The organism is Enterobacter sp. SLBN-59, assembly GCF_024807915.1.
In the GTDB taxonomy this organism is placed as follows: Bacteria; Pseudomonadota; Gammaproteobacteria; order Enterobacterales; family Enterobacteriaceae; genus Enterobacter; species Enterobacter asburiae_B.
On record NZ_JANUFI010000001.1, the window covers coordinates 2751775 to 2773464 of the forward strand.

At 56.9% G+C, this 21690-nt stretch carries 21 protein-coding genes; 7 read left to right on the forward strand and 14 right to left on the reverse strand.

The features are described from left to right. Window positions 1–98: 98 nt before the first annotated feature. From ftsX to ftsY, 3 genes are read right to left on the reverse strand one after another with little or no spacing between them, the layout of a single operon-like run. Window positions 99–1154 carry a permease-like cell division protein FtsX gene (ftsX, locus tag M2422_RS13175; protein ID WP_032662628.1) on the reverse strand — a complete coding sequence of 352 codons (1056 nt, stop codon included), beginning with the start codon at window positions 1152–1154 and terminating at the stop codon, window positions 99–101. Beyond that, window positions 1147–1812: a cell division ATP-binding protein FtsE gene (gene ftsE, locus M2422_RS13180; RefSeq protein ID WP_025758973.1), complete on the reverse strand. Its 666-nt coding sequence runs from the start codon at window positions 1810–1812 to the stop codon at window positions 1147–1149. Before ftsE ends, ftsX begins: the two co-directional genes overlap by 8 nt. A gap of 2 nt (window positions 1813–1814) precedes the next feature. Beyond that, window positions 1815–3275, reverse strand: coding sequence for a signal recognition particle-docking protein FtsY (ftsY, locus tag M2422_RS13185; protein ID WP_064672999.1), 1461 nt, complete (start codon window positions 3273–3275; stop codon window positions 1815–1817). 127 nt (window positions 3276–3402) lie between these two features. Between ftsY and rsmD the strand changes: the two genes are divergently transcribed. Together rsmD and M2422_RS13195 are read left to right on the forward strand one after the other, a co-directional pair. Next, entirely contained in the window at window positions 3403–4005 is a 603-nt protein-coding gene (gene rsmD / locus M2422_RS13190; protein ID WP_023310014.1) for a 16S rRNA (guanine(966)-N(2))-methyltransferase, read from the forward strand. Continuing rightward, window positions 3989–4270, forward strand: coding sequence for a DUF1145 family protein (locus M2422_RS13195; protein ID WP_010436509.1), 282 nt, complete (start codon window positions 3989–3991; stop codon window positions 4268–4270). The genes rsmD and M2422_RS13195 overlap by 17 nt, the downstream gene beginning before the upstream one ends. A gap of 82 nt (window positions 4271–4352) precedes the next feature. Here M2422_RS13195 and M2422_RS13200 read toward each other — a convergent pair whose 3' ends face one another. Beyond that, window positions 4353–4712: a DUF2500 domain-containing protein gene (locus M2422_RS13200; protein WP_064673000.1), complete on the reverse strand. Its 360-nt coding sequence runs from the start codon at window positions 4710–4712 to the stop codon at window positions 4353–4355. Between the two features lie 129 nt (window positions 4713–4841). Between M2422_RS13200 and M2422_RS13205 the strand changes: the two genes are divergently transcribed. Further along, window positions 4842–5468, forward strand: coding sequence for a lysoplasmalogenase (locus tag M2422_RS13205; protein WP_064673001.1), 627 nt, complete (start codon window positions 4842–4844; stop codon window positions 5466–5468). 76 nt (window positions 5469–5544) lie between these two features. Beyond that, complete coding sequence (gene zntA, locus M2422_RS13210; protein ID WP_064673002.1) at window positions 5545–7716, forward strand: Zn(II)/Cd(II)/Pb(II) translocating P-type ATPase ZntA; 2172 nt, start codon at window positions 5545–5547, stop codon at window positions 7714–7716. 88 nt (window positions 7717–7804) lie between these two features. Here the strand turns inward: zntA and ubiA are convergent, their stop codons facing one another. From ubiA to malK, 5 genes are all read right to left on the reverse strand, one after another. Next, complete coding sequence (gene ubiA, locus M2422_RS13215; RefSeq protein WP_064673003.1) at window positions 7805–8674, reverse strand: 4-hydroxybenzoate octaprenyltransferase; 870 nt, start codon at window positions 8672–8674, stop codon at window positions 7805–7807. A 12-nt stretch (window positions 8675–8686) separates the two neighbouring features. Further along, window positions 8687–9184: a chorismate lyase gene (gene ubiC / locus M2422_RS13220; RefSeq protein ID WP_023334136.1), complete on the reverse strand. Its 498-nt coding sequence runs from the start codon at window positions 9182–9184 to the stop codon at window positions 8687–8689. Window positions 9185–9364: 180 nt separating this feature from the next. Next, window positions 9365–10318: a maltose operon protein MalM gene (gene malM, locus M2422_RS13225; protein WP_064673004.1), complete on the reverse strand. Its 954-nt coding sequence runs from the start codon at window positions 10316–10318 to the stop codon at window positions 9365–9367. Window positions 10319–10430: 112 nt separating this feature from the next. Then, the gene (locus M2422_RS13230; RefSeq protein ID WP_072210885.1) at window positions 10431–11768 is read right to left on the reverse strand and encodes a maltoporin; all 1338 of its coding nucleotides are present in this window, start codon (window positions 11766–11768) and stop codon (window positions 10431–10433) included. 71 nt (window positions 11769–11839) lie between these two features. Beyond that, window positions 11840–12949, reverse strand: coding sequence for a maltose/maltodextrin ABC transporter ATP-binding protein MalK (gene malK, locus M2422_RS13235; protein WP_023310005.1), 1110 nt, complete (start codon window positions 12947–12949; stop codon window positions 11840–11842). A 370-nt stretch (window positions 12950–13319) separates the two neighbouring features. Between malK and malE the strand changes: the two genes are divergently transcribed. The 3 genes from malE (at window position 13320) to malG (ending at window position 17085) form a co-directional block, all read left to right on the forward strand. Continuing rightward, window positions 13320–14510 carry a maltose/maltodextrin ABC transporter substrate-binding protein MalE gene (malE, locus tag M2422_RS13240; protein ID WP_048990584.1) on the forward strand — a complete coding sequence of 397 codons (1191 nt, stop codon included), beginning with the start codon at window positions 13320–13322 and terminating at the stop codon, window positions 14508–14510. A 125-nt stretch (window positions 14511–14635) separates the two neighbouring features. Next, window positions 14636–16180: a maltose ABC transporter permease MalF gene (gene malF, locus M2422_RS13245; RefSeq protein ID WP_064673005.1), complete on the forward strand. Its 1545-nt coding sequence runs from the start codon at window positions 14636–14638 to the stop codon at window positions 16178–16180. Between the two features lie 14 nt (window positions 16181–16194). Then, window positions 16195–17085 (forward strand): maltose ABC transporter permease MalG, encoded by an 891-nt coding sequence (gene malG / locus M2422_RS13250; protein ID WP_023310002.1) that lies wholly within the window; start codon window positions 16195–16197, stop codon window positions 17083–17085. 97 nt (window positions 17086–17182) lie between these two features. On the opposite strand, the gene psiE is transcribed toward malG, so the two are convergent. From psiE to yjbE, 5 genes are all read right to left on the reverse strand, one after another. After that, on the reverse strand, window positions 17183–17593 hold the full coding sequence (gene psiE / locus M2422_RS13255; RefSeq protein ID WP_021242727.1) for a phosphate-starvation-inducible protein PsiE: 411 nt from the start codon (window positions 17591–17593) through the stop codon (window positions 17183–17185). 129 nt (window positions 17594–17722) lie between these two features. Continuing rightward, a complete protein-coding gene (locus M2422_RS13260; protein WP_064673006.1) occupies window positions 17723–19819 on the reverse strand; it encodes a YjbH domain-containing protein in 2097 nt (698 codons plus the stop codon). Beyond that, on the reverse strand, window positions 19819–20556 hold the full coding sequence (locus M2422_RS13265; RefSeq protein ID WP_023334129.1) for a capsule biosynthesis GfcC D2 domain-containing protein: 738 nt from the start codon (window positions 20554–20556) through the stop codon (window positions 19819–19821). The genes M2422_RS13260 and M2422_RS13265 overlap by 1 nt, the downstream gene beginning before the upstream one ends. Then, window positions 20553–21191: a YjbF family lipoprotein gene (locus tag M2422_RS13270; protein WP_047059420.1), complete on the reverse strand. Its 639-nt coding sequence runs from the start codon at window positions 21189–21191 to the stop codon at window positions 20553–20555. Before M2422_RS13270 ends, M2422_RS13265 begins: the two co-directional genes overlap by 4 nt. A 63-nt stretch (window positions 21192–21254) precedes the next feature. Then, window positions 21255–21497, reverse strand: coding sequence for an exopolysaccharide production protein YjbE (gene yjbE / locus M2422_RS13275; protein ID WP_008503423.1), 243 nt, complete (start codon window positions 21495–21497; stop codon window positions 21255–21257). Window positions 21498–21690 lie beyond the last annotated feature (193 nt).

Sequence of the window (21690 nt, forward strand, 5' to 3'; positions counted from 1 at the left end):
ATTGTGACATGGAGATGATAACAGGGGAAGCGACAACAGGGACGCTTTCCCTGCAGAGCGAGCATCTCGGTGCAGGGAAAGATTATATCACGCTTTTATTAGTCGGGAGTAAAGTGACGTAAATGTTGAACGGTTGCCAGCCAGGCTGCCACCCACCCAATCATCGAACAAACCAGCAGCAGCAACAGGCACTCATCGAAGCCTAAGCCACTGATATCAAACTTCGTTCCGAAAACCTGCGCCACTTCAGTCACGGCAGAAGAGAGCCGCATCACCAAAATTTCTGACAATATCAGTGAAAGAAATGCACCGGAAAAACCGAGCAATGCGCCACCGTAAAGGAACGGTCGGAGGATGAAACCATCCGTCGCACCAATCAGTTTCTGCACGTTAATGGTATCGCGACGGGCAAAGATGCTCAGGCGCACGCTGTTACCGATGACGAGGAAGACCGCCGCCACCATCAGCACGCCAATCATCGCCGCGACGCGTCCTACCAGCCCGGTCAGGGCAGCAAGGCGCGCAAACCAGCTGTCGTCCATGCGCACTTCATCAATGCCCTTAATGCGCGTGATGCGATCGCGCAGGGTGTTAAGCGAATCGGTCCCCTGGAAATCCAGCTTCGGGATCACCACCGCCACGGCGGGCAGCGGGTTCTCTTCGAGCATATCCAGCGCGCCGCCAAAACCAGACCAGTTACGGAACTCGCCCAGCGCGTCTTCACGGGAGAGATAGTTGACCTTCTCCACGCCCTGCTCGGCCTGGATTTGCCCGACCACCTGTGCCGCGGCGTTATCGTCGAGCGCTTTATCCATATAGACCGTGATCTGCGGAGACGGATAATACTGTGAGGCCGCCTGGTTGACGTTTTTATAGACCATATAGCAGACGCTTGGCAGCGTCAGGGAGATGGCGATCACCATCACCGTCAGGAACGTCGCCAGCGGTTTGCTTTTCAGGTCCTGCAGCGCGCCGTGGAAGGCGTAGCGCACCTGCTCGTTAAACACGTTGGTTTTACGGGAGGCCGGTTTTGGCGCGGCCTTCTGGCGCTTCGGCGCATTACGATTGCCGTCACCACCGCCCTGCGGCTTACGGAAACGGTCAAACCGGTTTCCGAACTGCCGAATCTGGTTTATTGCATCACGCTTATTCACCGTGGCCTCCGTGCAAATGCCCGTCGCTCAGGGTCAGCATGCGGTACGAACGACGGGAAATGAGCCCGATGTCGTGCGTCGCCATCAATACGGTGACTCCTACGCGGTTGAATTCCTCAAACAGACGCAAAATCCCTTCGGACAGGGCATCGTCCAGGTTACCGGTTGGTTCATCCGCCAGCAGTACGGCAGGCTTGTTCACCACCGCGCGGGCGATGCCCACGCGCTGCTGTTCACCGCCGGAGAGCTGGATCGGGAAGTTCTTCGCTTTGTCCAGCAGCCCGACCTTATCCAGCGCCGCAGAAACGCGGCGGCGGATATCGTCATAGCTGGCGCCGGCAATAATCAGCGGAATGGCCACGTTATCGAAAACGGTGCGATCCATCAGCAGGTGGTGATCCTGGAAAATCATGCCGATCTGACGACGCAGGAACGGCACTTCGCGGTTTTTCAGGCGGCTGATCTCATGGCCGCCAAAAAAGATTTTCCCGGCGCTTGGCCGCTCGATCCCACAGATAAGCTTGAGCAGGGTACTTTTCCCCGCGCCGGAATGGCCGGTCAGGAATGCCATCTCGCCCGGCTGCAGGTGGAATGTCACCCCCTGCAGCGCTTGTCTCCCACCGAGATAGGCCTTGCTGACGTGTTCAAAGCGAATCATTGTTAGTCCTCTCGGGCAAATAATGCCTCAATAAAGTCGTCCGCCTTAAACGGACGCAAATCCTCAATACGCTCGCCCACACCGATGTAACGGATAGGAATACCGAACTGATCGGCCACGGAGAAGATCACCCCGCCTTTCGCGGTGCCGTCCAGCTTGGTCAGCGCGATCCCCGTCAGTCCTACCGCTTCATTGAACAGCTTCGCCTGACTGATGGCGTTCTGTCCGGTGCTGGCATCAATGGTCAGCATAATTTCATGCGGCGCGTCTTCGTCCAGCTTCTTCATGACGCGAACGATTTTCTTCAACTCTTCCATCAGGTGCGATTTGTTCTGCAAACGCCCTGCGGTATCGGCAATCAGCACGTCCACGTTGCGCGCCTTCGCCGCCTGGATGGCGTCGAAGATCACGGACGCGGAGTCCGCGCCGGTATGCTGGGCAATCACCGGAATGTTGTTGCGCTGGCCCCAAACCTGCAGCTGCTCAACCGCTGCCGCGCGGAAGGTATCGCCCGCCGCCAGCATCACCGATTTGCCCTGCTGTTCGAACTGACGCGCCAGCTTGCCGATGGTGGTGGTTTTACCCACGCCGTTCACGCCGACCATCAGAATAACAAATGGCGTTTTGCCTTCAATATTAAGCGGTTCGTCAACTTTTGCGAGAATTTCACCCATCTCGTCTTTCAGCAGGCCGTACAGCGCTTCGGCGTCGCGCAGCTGTTTGCGGCTCGCCCCTTCGGTCAGATTGGCGATGATCTTACGGGTGGTTTCCACGCCGACGTCCGCAATCAGCAGCTGTTCTTCCAGCTCTTCAAAGAGATCGTCGTCGATCTTCTTGCCGCGGAACAGACTGATAAATCCGGAACCTAAGTTTTCTTTGGTTTTGAGCAGGCTGCGCTTCAGGCGCGCGAAGAAACCTTCTTTGGTCGGTTTTTCCTGCTCCTGGACGCTCTCTTCTTCGGCCTGCTCTTCTACCGGCACGACGATGACCGCCTCTTCCGCGGCTTCTGCCGCCAGCGCCTGGGCTTCCAACTCTTCATCGGTCAGCTCTGGCTCGAGTGCCGCTTCTTCTTCCACCGCCTCAACAATTTCAACGGTTTCCGCTTCGGCCTGCCACTCTTCGGCAGAAACCTCTTCGGCTTTCACCTCTTCCGGCAGCGGCAGCTCTTCGTGTTCGATAACGGCCTGCGGCGCTTCGGCAAGGGCCTCAATGACAACCGGCTCTGGCTTCTCGCTCTCCTGAACCTGTTCCGTGACCTCAACAACCTCTTGTGCAAAGGTTTCAATCTCTTCTTTGCTGTGCGCCGTTTCTTCCGCTTCGACAACCGCGGCGGTTTCTACAGGCGTTTCAGGCTGTGACTGCTCTTCAACGGCTTGTTGCTCTTCGGTTTTCTGTTCTGTTTCTTGCTCTTTTTCACCGAAGCCCAGCCAGGAAAAGAAGCCACGTTTTTTTTGTTTTGCCATCTGCGACTACACTCCTCGCGGCGCTATATACATGGAAGCTAAAAAAATGATGAAATAGTCTAACACTTTACTTAATTGACATCACCGCCCGCAATCGCAGGCCAATTGTTAACAGAGCTTTCCAGAGATGAAGAAACCCAACCGCGCCCCGGCCGGTCAAATTCGTATTATCGGCGGTCAGTGGCGAGGCCGGAAATTACCGGTGCCGGACAGCCCCGGTTTACGCCCTACTACTGACCGCGTGCGCGAGACGCTGTTTAACTGGCTGGCCCCGTCAATGGTAGACGCCCACTGCCTGGACTGCTTCGCCGGAAGCGGCGCGCTCGGCCTGGAAGCGCTGTCGCGCTATGCCGCCAGCGCCACGCTGCTGGAGATGGAGCGCGGCGTTGCGCAGACGCTGCAGCAAAATCTGGCGACGCTGAAAGCGAGCAACGCCAAAGTCGTGAACACCAACACGCTGAGTTTTCTTGCGCAGAAAGGCACGCCGCATAACGTGGTGTTTGTCGATCCGCCGTTCCGCAAGGGGCTGCTGGAAGAGACGTTATCCCTGCTTGAGCAAAACGGCTGGCTGGCGGATGACGCGCTAATTTACGTTGAAAGCGAAGTGGAAAACGGTTTACCGCCGGTTCCCGCCCACTGGGATCTGCACCGCGAAAAGGTCGCCGGCCAGGTCGCTTATCGTCTTTATCACCGTCAGGCACAAGGAGGCTCCGATGCCGGTACTGATTAACCTGGGACGTTTGCTGATGCTGGGCGTCTGGGCGTTTTTAATTCTCAACCTGGTACACCCCTTCCCGCGTCCGATGAATATTTTCGTTAACGTCGCGCTGATTTTCACGTCGTTTATGCACGCCCTGCAGATGGTGATGCTGAAAAACGGCCTGCCGAAAGACGGCCCGCAGATGACGGGCTGGCAGCAGCTGCGCGTGTTTATTTTCGGCGTGTTTGAACTGCTGGTGTGGATGAAGAAGTTTAAGGCGCAGGTGAAGAAGTAAGGTGCGGCCTGATGCCCTCTCCCACAGGGAGAGGGAACGATTACACCCTCTCCCTGTGGGAGAGGGCCGGGGTGAGGGGAAATTACCGCTCCGGTTCAAACCCCTCAAACCGCGATCCTTTGTAGCTCAACGTCCCTTTCTCCCCCACCGTCAGCTGATGGTACTGCTGCGCCTCCAGGCGGAAGGTCATCTCCAGGCCGCCCATTTCCGGCCTAAAGCTCGCTTCATAGCGCATTGCTGTGCCCGCGGGCGTAACCTGCTGCTGGCGCGAGCGGCGGTCGTTGAGCGGTTTCTCGCGTTTGTTGGTCACCTCCACGCGCTTTTGCATCAGCGGCGCGGCATCGTTATCCGCCTTCTCGCGGCGCTGCTGCACGAAACGGAACGAGGCGGCAATGACGATAATCGCCACCACGATAATGAAAAAAAGCGGCATCTTGCTCATTGAAAAATCCCATCAGATTATGCGGAATTCAGGATACATTGCCTGTACCGCCATTGCCAAACGCCCGCCCGCGTCACTACACTGGATCAGAAACTGATTATTCAGACTTAACAGATACAGGGAGTTAATATGCTTTGGTCATTTATCGCTGTCTGTTTTTCCGCATGGCTTTATGTCGATGCGTCGTACCGCGGTCCCACCTGGCAGCGCTGGTTGTTTAAACCGGTCACGCTGTTGCTCCTGCTGCTGCTGGCCTGGCAAGCGCCGATGTTTAACGCCGTCAGCTATCTGGTGCTCGCCGGGCTGTGTGCATCCCTGATTGGCGATGCCTTAACCCTGCTGCCGCGCCAGCGCCTGCTGTACGCCGTTGGGGCGTTCTTCCTCTCCCATCTGCTGTATACCATCTACTTTGCCAGCCAGATGACGCTCTCCTTCTTCTGGCCGCTGCCGCTGGTGCTGCTGGTGATTGGCGCCCTGCTGATTGCGGTGATCTGGTCACGTCTGGAAGAGATGCGTTTGCCGGTCTGTACCTTTATCGCCATGACGCTGGTGATGGTGTGGCTGGCAGGCGAGCTGTGGTTCTTCCGTCCGACCGCTCCGGCGATGTCCGCGTTCTTCGGCGCCGCGCTGCTGCTGATCGGGAATACCGTGTGGCTGGGCAGCCACTATCGCCGCCGCTTCCGGGCGGATAACGCGATTGCCTCCGCCTGCTACTTTGCCGGGCATTTCCTGATTGTGCGTTCGCTGTATATCTAAATAGCGCTTGACTCTGGAGTCGACTCCAGAGTGTATTCTGCGGTTAATGAGAAAATTATCATTGCCGGAGACTGCCATGTCGACTCCAGAAATACCTAAAAAAGTACCTCAATTCTCGGCACTTAAGCTCAGCCCGGCTCCGTCGAAAGACGACTGCTGCTGCGAAGGCGCGTGCGAAACGCCAACTCAACCCCTTCCTGAAAGCGGCAACCGCTTCAGCTGGGTCGTCAACGGTATGGACTGCGCGGCCTGCGCCCGCAAGGTGGAAAACGCCGTGAAGCAGGTGCCGGGCGTGAGCCACGTTCAGGTGCTGTTCGCCACCGAAAAGCTGCTGGTTAGCGCCGATAACGACGTCACCAAGCAGGTTGAAGCCGCCGTCAGCAAAGCGGGCTATACCCTGCGTAGCGAAACGGCGCCCGTTGAAAAAGCCTCCTCCCTGAAAGAAAACCTGCCGCTCATTACCCTCATCATCATGATGGCCCTGAGCTGGGGTCTGGAGCAGATTAACCATCCGTTCGGCACTCTGGCGTTTATCGCCACCACGCTGGTCGGGCTGTTCCCGATTGCCCGTCAGGCGCTGCGCCTGATGAAAAGCGGGAGCTGGTTTGCCATCGAAACGCTGATGAGCGTGGCGGCGATCGGCGCGCTGTTCATTGGCGCGACGGCGGAAGCGGCGATGGTGCTGCTGCTGTTCTTAATCGGCGAACGCCTTGAGGGCTGGGCGGCGAGCCGGGCGCGTAAAGGGGTCAGCGCGCTGATGGCGCTGAAGCCGGAAACCGCCACTCGCGTGATAAACGGTACGCGTGAAACGGTCGCCATCAATACGCTGCGCCCGGGCGACGTGATTGAAGTCGCGGCAGGCGGACGCTTGCCTGCAGATGGTGCGCTGCTTACCGCAACCGCCAGCTTCGACGAGAGCGCCCTGACCGGGGAATCCATTCCGGTAGAGCGTGCCGCGGGTGAAAAAGTGCCTGCTGGCGCCACCAGCGTCGACCGACTGGTGCAGCTCACCGTGCTTTCCGAGCCGGGCGACAGCGCCATCGACCGCATCCTGAAGCTGATTGAAGAGGCAGAGGAGCGCCGCGCGCCGGTCGAACGCTTTATCGATCGCTTCAGCCGGATTTATACCCCTGCCATCATGCTGGTTGCCCTGCTGGTCACCGTCGTCCCGCCGCTGTTCTTTAGCGAGCCGTGGGAGGGCTGGATTTATAAAGGGCTGACGCTGCTGCTGATTGGCTGCCCGTGCGCGCTGGTGATTTCCACCCCGGCGGCGATTACCTCAGGCCTGGCGGCAGCGGCACGTCGCGGCGCGCTGATTAAGGGCGGCGCGGCGCTGGAACAGCTGAGCCAGGTTCAGCATATCGCCTTCGATAAAACCGGTACGTTAACCGTCGGCAAGCCGCAGGTGACCGGCGTGTATCCGCAGGAAATCAGTGAAGATGAGCTGCTTACGCTGGCCGCCGCCGTTGAGCAGGGGTCCACTCACCCGCTGGCGCAGGCGATTGTGCGAGAAGCGCAGTCGCGCGGGCTGGACATCCCTCCGGCAACCGCCCAGCGAGCGCTGGTCGGGTCAGGGATTGAGGCCACCGTTGAAGGTAAAAAGGTGCTGATTGTCGCGGCGAGCAAGTCTTCCAGTCCAGAGGTTGAGGCGTTAGAACAGACCGGACAAACCGTCGTGACCGTCCTGCAGGACGGTGTCGCGAAAGGGATGCTGGCGCTGCGCGATACTCTGCGCGATGACGCCAAAGAAGCCGTGGCGGCGCTGCACAAGCTGGGCGTGCAGGGCATTATTCTTACCGGCGATAACCCTCGCGCGGCGGCAGCGATTGCCGGTGAGCTGGGGCTGGAGTTTAAAGCCGGACTGTTGCCTGCGGATAAGGTCAGTGCCGTGACGGCGTTGAACGCTCGCGCGCCGCTGGCAATGGTCGGTGACGGGATTAACGATGCCCCGGCGATGAAAGCGTCCACCATCGGTATAGCGATGGGCAGCGGAACCGACGTGGCGCTGGAAACGGCCGACGCGGCATTGACGCACAACCGCCTGACCGGGCTGGCGCAGACGATCGCCCTGGCGCGCGCGACGCGGGCCAACATCCGTCAGAACATCGGCATTGCGCTCGGTCTGAAGGGGATTTTCCTGGTGACGACCCTGCTCGGCATGACCGGACTGTGGCTGGCGGTGCTGGCGGATACCGGGGCAACGGTGCTGGTGACGGCGAACGCGCTTCGGCTGCTGCGTCGCCGATAAAAAAAAGCCCGGTGGCGCTAACGCTTACCGGGCCTCCATGTCCTGTTAACTCGTAGGTCGGGTAAGGCGAAGCCGCCACCCGACTTTTTTATAAGAAATAGCTCATCGCCAGGCCTAAAAACAGCACCAGACCAACGTAGTTATTGTTCATAAACGCTTTAAAACAGGCGTCGCGTTCACGCTTCGCAATCAGCTTTTGCTGGTACACGAACAGCAGTCCCGCCACCAGCACGGACCAGTAAAACTCCCAGTTCAGCCCGTTCAGGCGACCGATCGCGACCATCAGCGCCAGTACCGCGACCTGCAGGATGCCGATAATCAGCTTGTCCTGACGACCAAAGAGGATGGCGGTGGATTTGATGCCAATTTTCAGGTCATCGTCGCGGTCTACCATCGCGTATTGCGTGTCATACGCCACCGCCCAGAGAATGTTCGCCAGGAACATCAGCCAGCAGCTGAGCGGTAAGGACTCACTAACCGCCGCAAACGCCATCGGAATCGACCAGCCAAACGCCGCGCCCAGCACCACCTGAGGCAGGTGGGTATAGCGCTTCATAAAGGGATATACCCAGGCCAACGCCAGCGCCGCAACGGAAAGCAGAATGGTCATGGTGTTGAGGGTCAGCACCAGCATGAAAGAGAGCAGCACCAGCACAATGAACAGCACGCGGGCTTCTTTCCCGGTGACCTGCCCGCTGGGTAACGGACGACCGGCAGTACGCTTAACATGACCGTCGAATTTACGATCGGCATAGTCATTCACCACGCAGCCAGCCGCACGCATCAGCCAGACGCCGGCAACGAACACGGCCAGGATCCACAGCGGCGGCACACCCGGTGTGGCGAGCCACAGCGCCCACAGGGTCGGCCACAGCAGCAGTAACGCGCCAATGGGTTTATCGGTACGCATTAAGCGGTGATACGCCAACAGCTTATTCTGCGTCAGGCTCCACTCCATTTTTTCTTCCTCTTAGTACAACGGTGATGCCGGTAAAAAAAGCTCCGTCAGAATTAACGGTTTACCGCTCAGGCGAAGGCGGGAACGACGCCCCCAGAGTTCGGCATCACGACCAATCTCAATAAAATCCCGGGTAAGCTCAGACGAGGTGAAAAGGTAACGCCCCAGCGGCGTTTTCCCCAGACGTTGCAGCGCGAGCTCTGGCCCGGAAAGGGTGGACTCGGGGACCACCGTCCGCCCGGCAAGCCAAGGCTCACCATCAGCACAGAGTAAAATTTCGCGCAGCCAGTAGCGTGGCTCTTGCGGCAGCAGCGGCAGCTCGCTGGCGATCTCATCGCCAGAGACAAACCCTTCCTGAATCAGGGTCACCGTGACCGTTTTACCCTGTTGCTCAAAACGTTTCGTCATGGAATCTTCCAGCAACAACCAGTCCAGTTGCTGCGGATCAAGCGCAGGTATTTGGTCGAAATAGCGCAGCGCACGCAGTTGCGTTAGCGCAGGGTGTGACATGCCAGACTCTCCGATACATAACGTAATGGCATTGTATCGCAGAAACACAGATTGAGGGGGGCCAAACGTTATTTAACGATCACGATCGCAACATGGGCGCAACAGCCTGGCCGATACGAAAAAAAGTGCGCCCACTCAGGCGCACCAAACTACTAACAAATCAGCACTGTGGGGAAACGGTTACCCCTTGCCTTTTACACTGCTGATAAAGGTGGAACGGGCAGTGGTTGAACCTAAACGTTCGGCTTCATCAAGCAGTTTCAGCGCTTTATCGACATCGCCGCGCTTCACCGCCTGCTTAATGGCGTTGTTGAAGTACTCTTCGGTGTCGTTCAGTACCGGCTCGGCTTTCTTCGCCGGGGCAGGCGCTGCGGTCGCTACCGGTGCGGCTGCCGTGGCAGCTGGCGCGGTATAGGCAGGAGCAGCTGTGTTACCTACAGTGACAGGGCCGGAACCGGAAGAGCCAAACAGCGGGCCGACCAGCACGCTTGAACCGCTGTTCGTTTTCACCTTCAGCTTTAACGTTCCGTCGGTGACGTGACGAGCAATCGGGTCTGGAATATCAGGAATCGCGTTACCGGTACCTTTTGCGTAGGCTTTAGCCGGATCGAGCAACGTGGTGGTCTTCTGAAGATCTTGCTCAGTGGTAAAGACCAGAACGTAGAGTTTTTGCTGGCCCAGCGCTGGCGTAAGGCGCATGACGCCTTCCAGACGGTCGGCGCTCATCACGCCGGGCTCCTGATACGTAAAGTATTCACTTGGGAAAAAGGCAGATGGCGTCATGTTCTGATCGAGAATTAACACGTTTGGTGCAAATACACTCGTCTGCTTATTAACCTCACTGGTTAAGGTAATGGCCAGTTCACCAATATTGGCGGGTACGCTATACGCAGCGACAGGGCCGGTAATACCCGGAACATTAAGTGACTGACCAGCCGTTGAGAGCTGGGTGGTCTGGGTTTTAGACTGATCGACAGGGGCCCAGACAAGCTGTTGCAATGCCGCTGTCGGAATGGCTGGCGCGGATGTTGTGTTTTGCGGAACGAAATTGACGTTAGCGAGCGTTACAGCAGGCGCGCTTGCCAGCAGCCCTGCGGTTAAACAAAGGGCAAGGAGAGTTTTGTTCATTTTCATTGTTATCACCTCAAAATGCACAGGTCAGCGGTAGCCAGGCAATAGCGCGCCGTCCCAAGGATTGAGGGGCTTACGCCCCTCAGTTTGGTCATTACGTCAGGTTAAGACGGGATTACCACCAGATTTCCATCTGGGCGCCGAAGGACCACTCGTCGTTGTCGCCGCGGCTGAAGCTTTTCGCAGTGGTATCGCTATAGGCCATGCCTGGAGTGTAACCCGCAACGGAGTTTTTACCTGAAGGCGCATAACCCCATTTCTCATCCCACTTGGCATAGGTGGCGAAGACGCGGATTGCTGGACGTGACCAGATGCTGTCGCCAGCCTGCCACTGTTGTGCCAGGGTGATTTTATACTGGTTGTTGGTTTCGCCAGTTTCCTGAGATTTGACGTTGTCGTAGCCCACTTCAAGCAGAGTGCTCATGATAGGCGTCCATTTGTACATAGGACGAACGCCTACGGTCCACCATTTCGTACCGTTGTTGTTATCCCAGTTGATATCCTGGTACATACCGACGTACATCAGATCCCAGCTATCGCCCAGCGAGATAGCACCGTGGTCAAGTACGCGCCACAGGTGCCCGTTGTTGTTGATGCCGTAGTTGATATCGTCAGTGGTGCCAATGTTCGAACCTTGCGACAGACCTTTACCCTGAGAGGTCATAGAGTCAGTTGCATATTGCAGAACGAATTTGTTGTAGCCTTTCAGCATGCTCTGCGTGTGTTCAGCGGTGAACATCCAGCCATCTTTAGATGCGCCGTCGATCAGGTGATAATCATCACGTGGGTTTGCACGGCCGTAATCAGCCCCCAGCTCCAGGGTACCGCCCGGGTTAATTTCCATCTGGGCTAAACGCACGTCAAAGACATCGTTCGCCGTGCGAGTGGTGTAGTCATAAACGCTGTTGCTGGCGAAGGATGAAGAACCGCCGGCTTCAGAAGAACGGGTTGCAGCCAGAGAGAGCTTACCAAAACCTACGTCGATGTTTTCCAGACCTGCACCAGGACCTGAAATATCCCAGTAGTAGAAGTCGATCATGTGGACGTCATGACGCTGATAGAAGCGCTTACCGGCCCAGATAGTCGAACCTGGCAGCCACTCAATCAGGTTTTTACCCTGCACGTTGGCTTCACGGAACGCCGGGTCAGTGGCCTCCCAGTCGTTCTGTTGCGCCACGGAATACGCAACGTTGGTGTCGAAGTAGAAGCTCTTATCGCCTTCTTTCCACACTTCCTGGCCCAGTTTCAGTTCCGCATAGGTTTCACATTCGTTACCCAGACGGTATTTACTTTGAGCACCGGTTGCCTGGAAGCACTGTTGTTCGCCGCCACTACCCGTCCAGCCGATACCGGAACGAGCATAACCATGGAAATCCACGGCCATTGCCTGAGCAGACATTACGCCCGCTGCGACGGCAACTGCCAGAGGAAGTTTGCGCAGAGTAATCATCATTCTATCTCCTGAGATCATTGCTTTTCTTTGAACACTTCACCTGTCGGTTTCGTGTCTTCTTTTGGGATTGCTTAAACGCCTGGCTCTTTGTGCAACCGACGACATGCAGTGCCATCCTCACGGAACAGATGGCAACGCTCTGGCGGCAAGCCGATAGCGAATGTGGCACCCTCTTCTACCAACACCACGTCGTTCTGGCGGTAGACCAGGTTCTGACGGATGGCGGGGATCTGGATATGAATCTGTGTTTCGTGACCAAGCTGTTCGACGACCTGAACGTCACCTTCCAGGGTCACATCAGCGATGTGGCTCGGCAGCAGGTGCTCAGGACGAATACCGAGGGACATGTTTGCCCCTACCTGTACGTTGGCGCTGTCGACCGGTAGCCAGACCTGCTGGCGGTTTGGCAGCTCCACCTGTACCTGTTCAATGGCTGTCGCGGTCACTTTGACGGGCAGGAAGTTCATCTTTGGCGAGCCAATGAAGCCCGCAACAAAGCGGTCTGCCGGGTAGTGATACAGCTCCAGCGGTTTACCCACCTGCGCCACGCGGCCGGCATCCAGCACCACGATTTTGTCGGCGAGGGTCATCGCTTCCACCTGATCGTGGGTGACGTAAATCATCGTGCGGCCAAGACGCTTGTGCAGACGGGAGATTTCAATACGCATCTGGACGCGCAGGGCGGCATCCAGGTTAGAAAGAGGTTCATCGAGCAGGAACACGCGCGGTTCGGCCACCAGCGTACGGCCAATCGCCACACGCTGACGCTGACCACCGGAAAGCGCTTTTGGTTTACGCTCCAGCAGGTGGGCCAGCTGTAACACTTCCGCCACCTGCGTCACGCGCTGGTTAATCACTTCTTTCTTCGCGCCGGCCAGCTTCAGGCCAAAGGACATATTTTCGGCAACGGAAAGGTGTGGATAGAGTGCATAAGACTGGAACACCATACCGACGCCACGTTCGGCAGGCGGGATGTCGTTCATTCGGGTATCACCAATCAGCAGGTCGCCGCTGGTAATCGTTTCAAGACCGGCAATCATACGCAGCAGAGTAGATTTACCACAGCCTGATGGGCCAACAAACACCACGAATTCGCCTTCGTTGATGTCCAGATTGATGTCTTTCGACACCACAACGTCACCCCAGGCTTTCGTTACATTACGCAGCTGTACGCTCGCCATGCCCTTCTCCCTTCGTTACAACCTGTCACCGACAGAAACATTCAAGATAAGTTCACTATGGGGTATCCATTACTTTCCCGAATCCTCCACCCCCCGCCTTTTTTATGGGGGAGGAGGCGGGAGGATGAGGGAGCAGGCTCTGCGACCGCCATGGGCGGGCTGAGGCAAAATTCGTGAAGCCGCCTGCAAAATTCGGTGGGTTTTTATGTGCGCCAGCACTCATAACTTAAATTTATGCAACGGAGATCACACAAACGGGGGGTGGGGCGTAGGGGTTGGGAGGATGGAAAGAGGATGTCAAATAAGGAGACTGAGACACGTTGAACCACTGAAGTCATACCACGAGACATCACCAAAAAGGATGGCAGCTATGAATATCAAGACTGGCGCACGCGTTTTCGCATTGTCCGCCCTCGCAGCAATGATGATTTCCGCACCGGCGCTCGCCAAAATTGAAGAAGGCAAACTGGTTATCTGGATTAACGGCGACAAGGGCTATAACGGCCTGGCCGAAGTGGGCAAAAAATTCGAAAAAGATACCGGCATCAAAGTTACCGTAGAACACCCGGACAAGCTGGAAGAGAAGTTCCCGCAGGTTGCAGCAACCGGCGACGGCCCGGACATTATCTTCTGGGCGCATGACCGTTTCGGGGGTTACGCGCAGTCTGGTCTGCTGGCTGAAGTGACGCCAGATAAAGCCTTCCAGGACAAACTGTTCCCGTTCACCTGGGATGCCGTTCGCTATAACGGCAAGCTGATCGCTTACCCTATCGCGGTTGAAGCCCTGTCTCTGATTTACAACAAAGACCTGGTACCAAACCCACCTAAAACCTGGGAAGAGATCCCGAAACTGGATAAAGAGCTGAAGGCGAAAGGTAAATCCGCGCTGATGTTCAACCTGCAAGAGCCGTACTTCACCTGGCCGCTGATTGCTGCCGACGGCGGTTACGCGTTCAAGTTTGAAAACGGCAAATATGACGTGAAAGACGTGGGCGTGGACAACGCTGGCGCGAAAGCGGGTCTGACCTTCCTGGTGGATCTGATCAAGAACAAACACATGAACGCGGATACCGACTACTCCATCGCGGAAGCGGCGTTCAACAAAGGCGAAACCGCGATGACCATCAACGGTCCGTGGGCCTGGACCAACATCGACAAGAGCAAAATCAACTATGGCGTGACGCTGCTGCCAACCTTCAAAGGCAAGCCGTCTAAACCGTTCGTTGGCGTGCTGAGCGCGGGCATCAACGCCGCCAGCCCGAACAAAGAGCTGGCGAAAGAGTTCCTGGAAAACTACCTGCTGACCGATCAGGGTCTGGATGAAGTGAACAAGGACAAACCGCTGGGCGCCGTCGCGCTGAAATCCTTCCAGGATCAGCTGGCGAAAGACCCACGTATCGCGGCCACCATGGATAACGCCCAGAAAGGCGAAATCATGCCGAACATCCCACAAATGGCTGCGTTCTGGTACGCCACGCGTACCGCGGTCATCAACGCTGCAAGCGGTCGTCAGACTGTCGATGCCGCGCTGAAAGATGCTCAGGGTCGTATTACTAAGTAATGACGTAGTCCCCTCTCCCTTTGGGAGAGGGTTAGGGTGAGGGTTGGCGCTATCCGCACGCCCTCACCCCGGCCCTCTCCCCCAGGAGAGGGAGAAAAGATCAAACGTTGTAGAGGAAAAACCCCATGGATGTCATTAAAAAGAAACGCTGGTGGCAAAGCGACGCGCTGAAGTGGTCAGCGATCGGTCTGCTGTGCCTGCTGGTGGGTTACCTTGTTGTTTTAATGTACGTACAAGGGGAATATCTGTTCGCCATCATGACGCTGATTTTAAGCTCTGCTGGCCTGTATATTTTCGCTAATCGTAAAGCCTATGCCTGGCGCTATGTTTATCCGGGCGTGGCCGGGATGGGGCTGTTTGTCCTGTTCCCGCTGATTTGTACCATCGCCATTGCGTTTACCAACTACAGCAGCACCAACCAGCTTGCGCAGGAACGCGCGCAGCAGGTCCTGCTGGATCGCTCATATCAGGCAGGCAAGACCTTTAACTTCGGCCTCTATCCTGCCGGGAACGATTGGAAGTTAGCGCTTACTGACGAAGCAAGCAGCAAACACTATGTCTCCGACGCGTTCAAATTTGGCGGCGAGCAGAAGCTCACCTTAAAAGAGGCACAGGCCCTGCCGGAAGGTGAACGCGCCAACCTGCGCGTCATTACCCAGAACCGTCAGGCGCTGACCCAGCTCACCGCCGTGCTGCCAGACGAAAGCAAGGTGACCATGAGCTCGCTGCGCCAGTTCTCCGGCACGCAGCCGCTGTATACCCTGGCGGACGACGGCACGCTGACCAACAACCAGAGCGGCGTGAAATATCGTCCGAATAACGACATTGGTTTCTATCAGTCCATTACTGCCGACGGCAAATGGGGTGATGACAAGCTCAGCCCGGGCTATACCGTCACCATCGGCTGGGATAACTTTACCCGCGTGTTTACCGACGAAGGCATTCAGAAACCGTTCTTCGCCATCTTCGTCTGGACGGTGGTCTTCTCGGTGCTGACGGTGATCCTGACCGTGGCCGTGGGCATGGTGCTGGCCTGTCTGGTCCAGTGGGAATCCCTGAAAGGCAAAGCGATTTACCGCGTGCTGCTGATCCTGCCGTATGCCGTACCGTCGTTTATCTCGATTCTGATTTTCAAAGGGCTGTTTAACCAGAGCTTCGGTGAAATCAACATGATGCTGAGCGCCCTGTTCGGCATCAAACCGGCCTGGTTCAGCGACCCGACCACCGCTCGCTCGATGATTATCATCGTGAACACCTGGCTCGGTTATCCGTACATGATGATCCTGTGCATGGGCCTGCTGAAGGCTATCCCGGACGATCTGTACGAAGCCTCGGCGATGGACGGCGCTGGCCCGTTCCAGAACTTCTTTAAAATTACTCTGCCGCTGCTCATTAAGCCGCTGACGCCGCTGATGATTGCCAGCTTCGCCTTTAACTTTAACAACTTCGTGCTGATTCAGCTGTTGACCAACGGCGGCCCGGACCGCCTTGGCACCACGACGCCAGCAGGCTATACCGACCTGCTCGTGAGCTACACCTACCGTATCGCCTTCGAAGGCGGCGGCGGCCAGGACTTCGGTCTGGCGGCGGCGATTGCCACCCTGATCTTCCTGCTGGTAGGCGCTCTGGCGATTGTGAACCTGAAAGCCACACGTATGAAATTTGATTAAGGAGGGCATCAATCATGGCAATGGTACAACCCAAATCTCAGAAGTTGCGCCTCCTGGCGACGCACTTAGGCCTGCTGATTTTCATCGCGGCGATCATGTTCCCGCTGCTGATGGTTATCGCCATCTCCCTGCGTTCGGGTAACTTCGCGACAGGGAGCCTGATCCCGGACGAAATCTCCTGGGAGCACTGGAAGCTCGCGCTGGGCTTCAGCGTGGAACACGCGGATGGCCGCGTCACGCCGCCGCCGTTCCCGGTCCTGCTGTGGCTGTGGAACTCGGTGAAAATCGCAGGCATTACCGCCATTGGTATCGTGGCGCTTTCCACCACCTGTGCTTATGCCTTCGCCCGCATGCGTTTCCCGGGCAAAGCGACGCTGCTGAAAGGGATGCTGATTTTCCAGATGTTCCCCGCCGTGCTGTCGCTGGTGGCGTTGTATGCCCTGTTTGACCGTCTGGGCCAGTACGTACCGTTTATCGGCCTGAACACCCACGGCGGCGTGATCTTCGCCTATCTTGGCGGTATCGCACTGCATGTGTGGACCATCAAAGGCTATTTCGAAACTATCGACGGCTCGCTGGAAGAAGCGGCCGCGCTGGATGGCGCAACCCCGTGGCAGGCGTTCCGCCTGGTGCTGCTGCCGCTGTCGGTGCCGATTCTGGCGGTAGTGTTTATCCTGTCGTTTATCGCTGCGATCACCGAAGTACCGGTTGCCTCACTGTTACTGCGTGATGTGAACAGCTACACCCTGGCCGTAGGTATGCAGCAATACCTCAACCCGCAAAACTACCTGTGGGGCGACTTTGCCGCGGCGGCCGTACTTTCCGCCATCCCGATTACCGTGGTGTTCCTGCTGGCGCAGCGCTGGCTGGTCAACGGCCTGACGGCGGGCGGTGTGAAAGGTTAAGTTTCATTTTGTTATGCCACTGCAACCCTCAACTTTAGACGTATTGTATTGACCCAACTTGTGACTGTTGTTAGGCGCTCTTCGGAGCGCCATTTTTTTATTCGCGTTTCAGCCGCTTCGAATTACACAGCCAGAGGGTGATCACCAGCAGCAGGATCGCCGCCGAGTAGATCAGCACGTCGAGCGGGGATTTATGATCGACGATGATCAGCCGCACTATCGCAGTGATCCCAATGTAGACAAAATAACGCAGCGGGAAGTGAAAGCCGGACTGAAAGTACTTCACAATCAGGGCGATAAATTCAAAGTAGAGAAAGTAGACCACCAGGCCTTCCACCAGCGCATATTTGCTGGTTTGTTCAGGGGCGAACAGTACATCCGCAAGATGCACTGTCTCTTTACCCAAAAAGACGACCAGTATCAGGCCAAGGCTCAACAGACCGAGGTTCAGCACGGTCTGGAGGACTGTTGAGATAAACTCAACGCGCGGGCGAGTCAGGGATGTCATACAGCACCTCATTCTCCAGGGCGAGGTTCCTGTATAACGCAAAAATGTGACGGGGATCTATATTTTTTGTTTATGTTTGACGCAATGGAGAGGATTACCCTCTCCCCTTAGGGGAGAGGGTGAGGGGCATCAGCGGAAGTTAATGTTCTTATCGCTCGTCATGTCATACAGCTGGAACTTACGTCCAAGCTGCTGACCCCCGTCACGCGTCAGCGGCGTCCAGCCCACTGCCGCACGGCTGCGGGTTGGGCCTGACGAGAACAGATCCAGCGGGATCGACACGTAGACCCCTTTGGTGAAGTCCCCTTCCCCGTACTCGTCCGGCGAAACGTTGGTGATGGTGGCATAGCCACCCACCACGACGCCGCTGTCGAAGTGTTTAGAGATGTCCAGCGTACCGCCCTTATCGCCCGCCAGGTACTGGCCGACGCTGGCTTTCACCAGCACGTCAGGCGCGAACGACGGCGTCCAGTAGGCGGTCAGATGGCCCGTTTTGACGCTGTAGTCGGTGAACTTCATCATGTCCTGCGCGCTGCGCCAGTCACGCTGTTTGACGTAGTTGGCATCCACCCCGAACGCCCAGTTACTGTCGACAGGACGATAAAGCACTTCCGCCCCCGCGCCGCCGTACATGGTTTCCAGATACCCGCCGTACACCTGGCCGTAGAAGCCGTTGCCAAAGTACTGGAAGTAGTTGGCCTGCAGGTTATTCACGTAGGCATCGTTTTGTACGTACTCACGCACGCGGGTACGCACGCGCGGCAGCGCCGAGTCTTTTGGCGGGTTGGTGTAGTTGAACTTGTCGTAGTTATTGGCGATGTTGCCGAACAGGCTGCCGGTGGTCAGCAGGTGGTCGGTGAGCCACAGATCCGCCGTCGCCATGACGCCCAGCTGATACATGTAGAAGTTTTCAGGCCCGCCCACGGACTGGTTCAGCACCGGATCGATATGGAAATCGAAGCGAGATTTGTCGATATACCAGCCCTGCTCGGTGGTTTCCGGCACGATCGGCTCTACGCGTTTTTGCACCAGCTCGGTTTCATGCCCGAGCGGCTCGCCTTCCAGATGGCGCCTGAGGCTGGCAACGTCCGTTTCGGTTGTGACCTGCGGCAGGTTGAGACGGTTCTCCGTCACGCGGATCGTGCGGATCCCCTCCGGCAGATCGTTCATAACGATCCGGTTAGCGCGTTCGATCCCTTCGCGCGAGTCGCGGTATTTCACCTGCTCGCCGGTCACGTACAGCGTATCGCCTTTCACCTGAATTTTCGGATCCGCCAGGCCGGCATTGTATTTCAGCAGCGTCAGCTGGTTTGCAACCACGGAGTGCTGCAGAATCGCATCCTGCGGCTCCGGCTGGTATGCAGGGCGCGCGTTATCATTGTAGTGCGGCCGCATGTCGTTAAAGTTGGTGCGCAGCGTGAAGCCAAACATCACCGTATTGCCGCGCTCGTAGCTGAGGTTAACGTCGGCCCAGTCGGTGACGCGATAAATGGCGCCGACGTTAAACTTGCTCTTCTGCTCAATCTTTCCGGCGAAGTCCTGCGAGTAGTCATTCCCCTCATATTCCAGCTTCAGGCGTAATGGCTGCCAGGGCGTTTGATACTCCACGCCGCCAAACAGCGACGCCGGACCGTGGAACATCTGGTCTCCGTTGATGGAGCCCGCTTTCTTATAGCTGTTATCGCGGTAGCAGTATTTGTCGCTGTAGGAGCAAAACGGGTTTTTCACGTTGCCGCTGGTGCCGAGATAGCCCCATCCCAGGCCGAGCGAGAAGTCGAACGGCCCCCAGGCTTTACTGGCCACGATGTATTCCGCATCAAACAGACCGGTACCACCGATATCTTTGGCGCCCACGGACACCTGCGGCATCCAGTAGCTCTCTTCCCACAGGCGCAGCTTGACGTCGAAGGCTTTATCTTTGTAGGTCTGATCGCCGGAGAACGCCTCTACGCTGCTGTACTGTTTCGTACGCACGTCGGTATAGCGCAGCGTGGTTTCAAGCCACGGGAACAGCTGCACCGACGCCGAGTAATAGCGATACTGGTCGTTATCACGGTAGTTAAGACTAATTTCGCCTTCGCGCGCCATCCGCGCGGTGGGCGTTTGCAGTAAACCGACGCCGCCGAAGTCTGACTGAGACGGGCCAATGGGTGCCGGATACGTTTCTGCATGGCAGGCGGCACTCACGCAGAGCGCCAGCATGCTGTAGAGATAGGTTCTTTTCATTATTCCGGTATCCGCTGAATCAGGGAGTGAAGGATATCGGCGTTAAGCCCGTCATACGCCTTCGTCCAGAAATGGTCGGCAAAACCGACAAAAATGATGCTGCCCGGCATAGGTTCGATATGCCGTTTATTCCAGTAAGCGACGGGGGCTTTTTGTGTGTGCCCGTCAGGGTAAACCACCCAGGCGTAGCTGTTATCGGCACCGCTCAGCAGGCTCTGCTCGTCGAGGTAGCTCGCCACGTCACGACCGGGCGTGAAGGGCTTTTTACCCGGGCTGCTGATAAGCCCCATTACGGTCACCGTCGTCGGCTTCTCCGGCAGCCAGAGCGTATACTCCCCTTCAAGCGTGGGATTGCCCTTTTCCGTGACGCGCACTTCGTCGGGATCAAGGTTCACGTTCTGACGGCCCGTCACCTTCAGCGCCTGCAGCTGCTGGCGAACGCTGTTAATCGCCGCCGCGTCGTCGCCATCTTCCTGCTCCGCTAACCCCGTCAGCCTGGCAAGGAGCGCCTTGTGCTGTTGTTCCGCTTCAGCCGTCTTCTGCCGCTCAGCGATCACTGCCCCCGGCCACCAGCTGTTGGCGAGCCTTGGCTGTCCGACGAGATCGAGCAGATGCTCAGCGTGGGTTAAGGTTTTGGGTTTTTCACTGTCCGGCGTGTAGACCTTCACCGTCCCTGCGGACCATGCCAGCGGTGCGGCAAGGCTGGCGAGAAGCGCAACGTGGATGAGCGTTTTCATGATTTCGCCGCCTTGATCAGGGTGGTTTTCACCGGGAAGAATCCGGCACCAAGATACTGCAGGGACTGGCGGATCTGCCCTTCCTCGTCGATCCAGAAGCGGTTGTGCCAGGTGGCCTGGTCGGTAGTGACTTCTTCATCCAGCACGCGAACCTGCGTTTCGTCGCTGCCGACTTTCACGCTGTCCGTGCCGTCCCAGCGGAAGGTCGAGCGTGCCGTGGCGTAACGCACCTGCTTATGTTCGGTCCAGCCCATCGTGCGCGTCCAGCTTGCGCCGTCGGCGATCTGGTTCGGCTTGATCAGCGGATCGGCAGCGATGTTATTCACCTCCAGCAGGTTGTCGCCGCCCAACAGGGTTTTCACGATACGACCATGCTGCGTCACGATGGTGGCCTGATCCTGCGTCACCCATTTCTGCTGCCCGTTTTCATCGAAAGCGAGCACCACAAACAGCTGCGGGCCATCATTAAGCTGCATGTACTGACTGGCATAGGGCATGTTTTGAAGTTCGTCATCGGTCAAATGCACGCCCGGTGTGCCGAACATGCTTTCCCACAGTGAGTTTCCCAGCCCTTTGGTGGTGGCCGAGCACGCCTGCAGCAGCAGGCAAATCAGAATGATTGCAGGTCGCTTCACGACTCTTCTCCGAAGGGGCGAAATAACCACACCGAAGTGTGGTTATGATTAAAACACCCGCTATTACTGGGTGCTGGTTGTCGTGGTGGTCGTGGTTCCGGTATTGGAGCCATCACCGCCACCGGTTGCCGCCAGCGCGACACCCACGGCTGAACTTACGGTGCTGGCGCTGGCTGCGGTAGAACTTCCCGCAGACGCAGACGTCGCAGCCGAACCTGCCGCTTCCCCGACCTGAACCGGAGCTGCATAGACAGATGTCGCCGCAAGCGCAGATATGGCAAAAATGCCATACAGTACTTTCTTCATAACAATTTCCCTTCAATGAATGAATGGAGATTTGCCCGAAAAGAATTTCAGGCGGAATCGAGTATACACAACTAGTGCCGTGGGTTTGCCGTAAGGGGAAATAGGGAGAGGGTTTTCGGACTAATGGTTAAAATGGAAATGAAAGGCAAATAACACAAATATATAATTAATAAAAATCAATAATTTATAATAT

Excerpts from the sequence above, each read along its gene's own strand:
- ftsE (WP_025758973.1), bottom strand. The coding sequence starts at position 1,812 with ATGATTCGCTTTGAACACGTCAGCAAGGCCTATCTCGGTGGGAGACAA.
- ftsY (WP_064672999.1), bottom strand. The coding sequence starts at position 3,275 with ATGGCAAAACAAAAAAAACGTGGCTTCTTTTCCTGGCTGGGCTTCGGT.
- rsmD (WP_023310014.1), top strand. The coding sequence starts at position 3,403 with ATGAAGAAACCCAACCGCGCCCCGGCCGGTCAAATTCGTATTATCGGC.
- M2422_RS13195 (WP_010436509.1), top strand. The coding sequence starts at position 3,989 with ATGCCGGTACTGATTAACCTGGGACGTTTGCTGATGCTGGGCGTCTGG.
- M2422_RS13200 (WP_064673000.1), bottom strand. The coding sequence starts at position 4,712 with ATGAGCAAGATGCCGCTTTTTTTCATTATCGTGGTGGCGATTATCGTC.
- M2422_RS13205 (WP_064673001.1), top strand. The coding sequence starts at position 4,842 with ATGCTTTGGTCATTTATCGCTGTCTGTTTTTCCGCATGGCTTTATGTC.
- zntA (WP_064673002.1), top strand. The coding sequence starts at position 5,545 with ATGTCGACTCCAGAAATACCTAAAAAAGTACCTCAATTCTCGGCACTT.
- ubiA (WP_064673003.1), bottom strand. The coding sequence starts at position 8,674 with ATGGAGTGGAGCCTGACGCAGAATAAGCTGTTGGCGTATCACCGCTTA.
- ubiC (WP_023334136.1), bottom strand. The coding sequence starts at position 9,184 with ATGTCACACCCTGCGCTAACGCAACTGCGTGCGCTGCGCTATTTCGAC.
- malM (WP_064673004.1), bottom strand. The coding sequence starts at position 10,318 with ATGAAAATGAACAAAACTCTCCTTGCCCTTTGTTTAACCGCAGGGCTG.
- M2422_RS13230 (WP_072210885.1), bottom strand. The coding sequence starts at position 11,768 with ATGATGATTACTCTGCGCAAACTTCCTCTGGCAGTTGCCGTCGCAGCG.
- malK (WP_023310005.1), bottom strand. The coding sequence starts at position 12,949 with ATGGCGAGCGTACAGCTGCGTAATGTAACGAAAGCCTGGGGTGACGTT.
- malE (WP_048990584.1), top strand. The coding sequence starts at position 13,320 with ATGAATATCAAGACTGGCGCACGCGTTTTCGCATTGTCCGCCCTCGCA.
- malF (WP_064673005.1), top strand. The coding sequence starts at position 14,636 with ATGGATGTCATTAAAAAGAAACGCTGGTGGCAAAGCGACGCGCTGAAG.
- malG (WP_023310002.1), top strand. The coding sequence starts at position 16,195 with ATGGCAATGGTACAACCCAAATCTCAGAAGTTGCGCCTCCTGGCGACG.
- psiE (WP_021242727.1), bottom strand. The coding sequence starts at position 17,593 with ATGACATCCCTGACTCGCCCGCGCGTTGAGTTTATCTCAACAGTCCTC.
- M2422_RS13260 (WP_064673006.1), bottom strand. The coding sequence starts at position 19,819 with ATGAAAAGAACCTATCTCTACAGCATGCTGGCGCTCTGCGTGAGTGCC.
- M2422_RS13265 (WP_023334129.1), bottom strand. The coding sequence starts at position 20,556 with ATGAAAACGCTCATCCACGTTGCGCTTCTCGCCAGCCTTGCCGCACCG.
- yjbE (WP_008503423.1), bottom strand. The coding sequence starts at position 21,497 with ATGAAGAAAGTACTGTATGGCATTTTTGCCATATCTGCGCTTGCGGCG.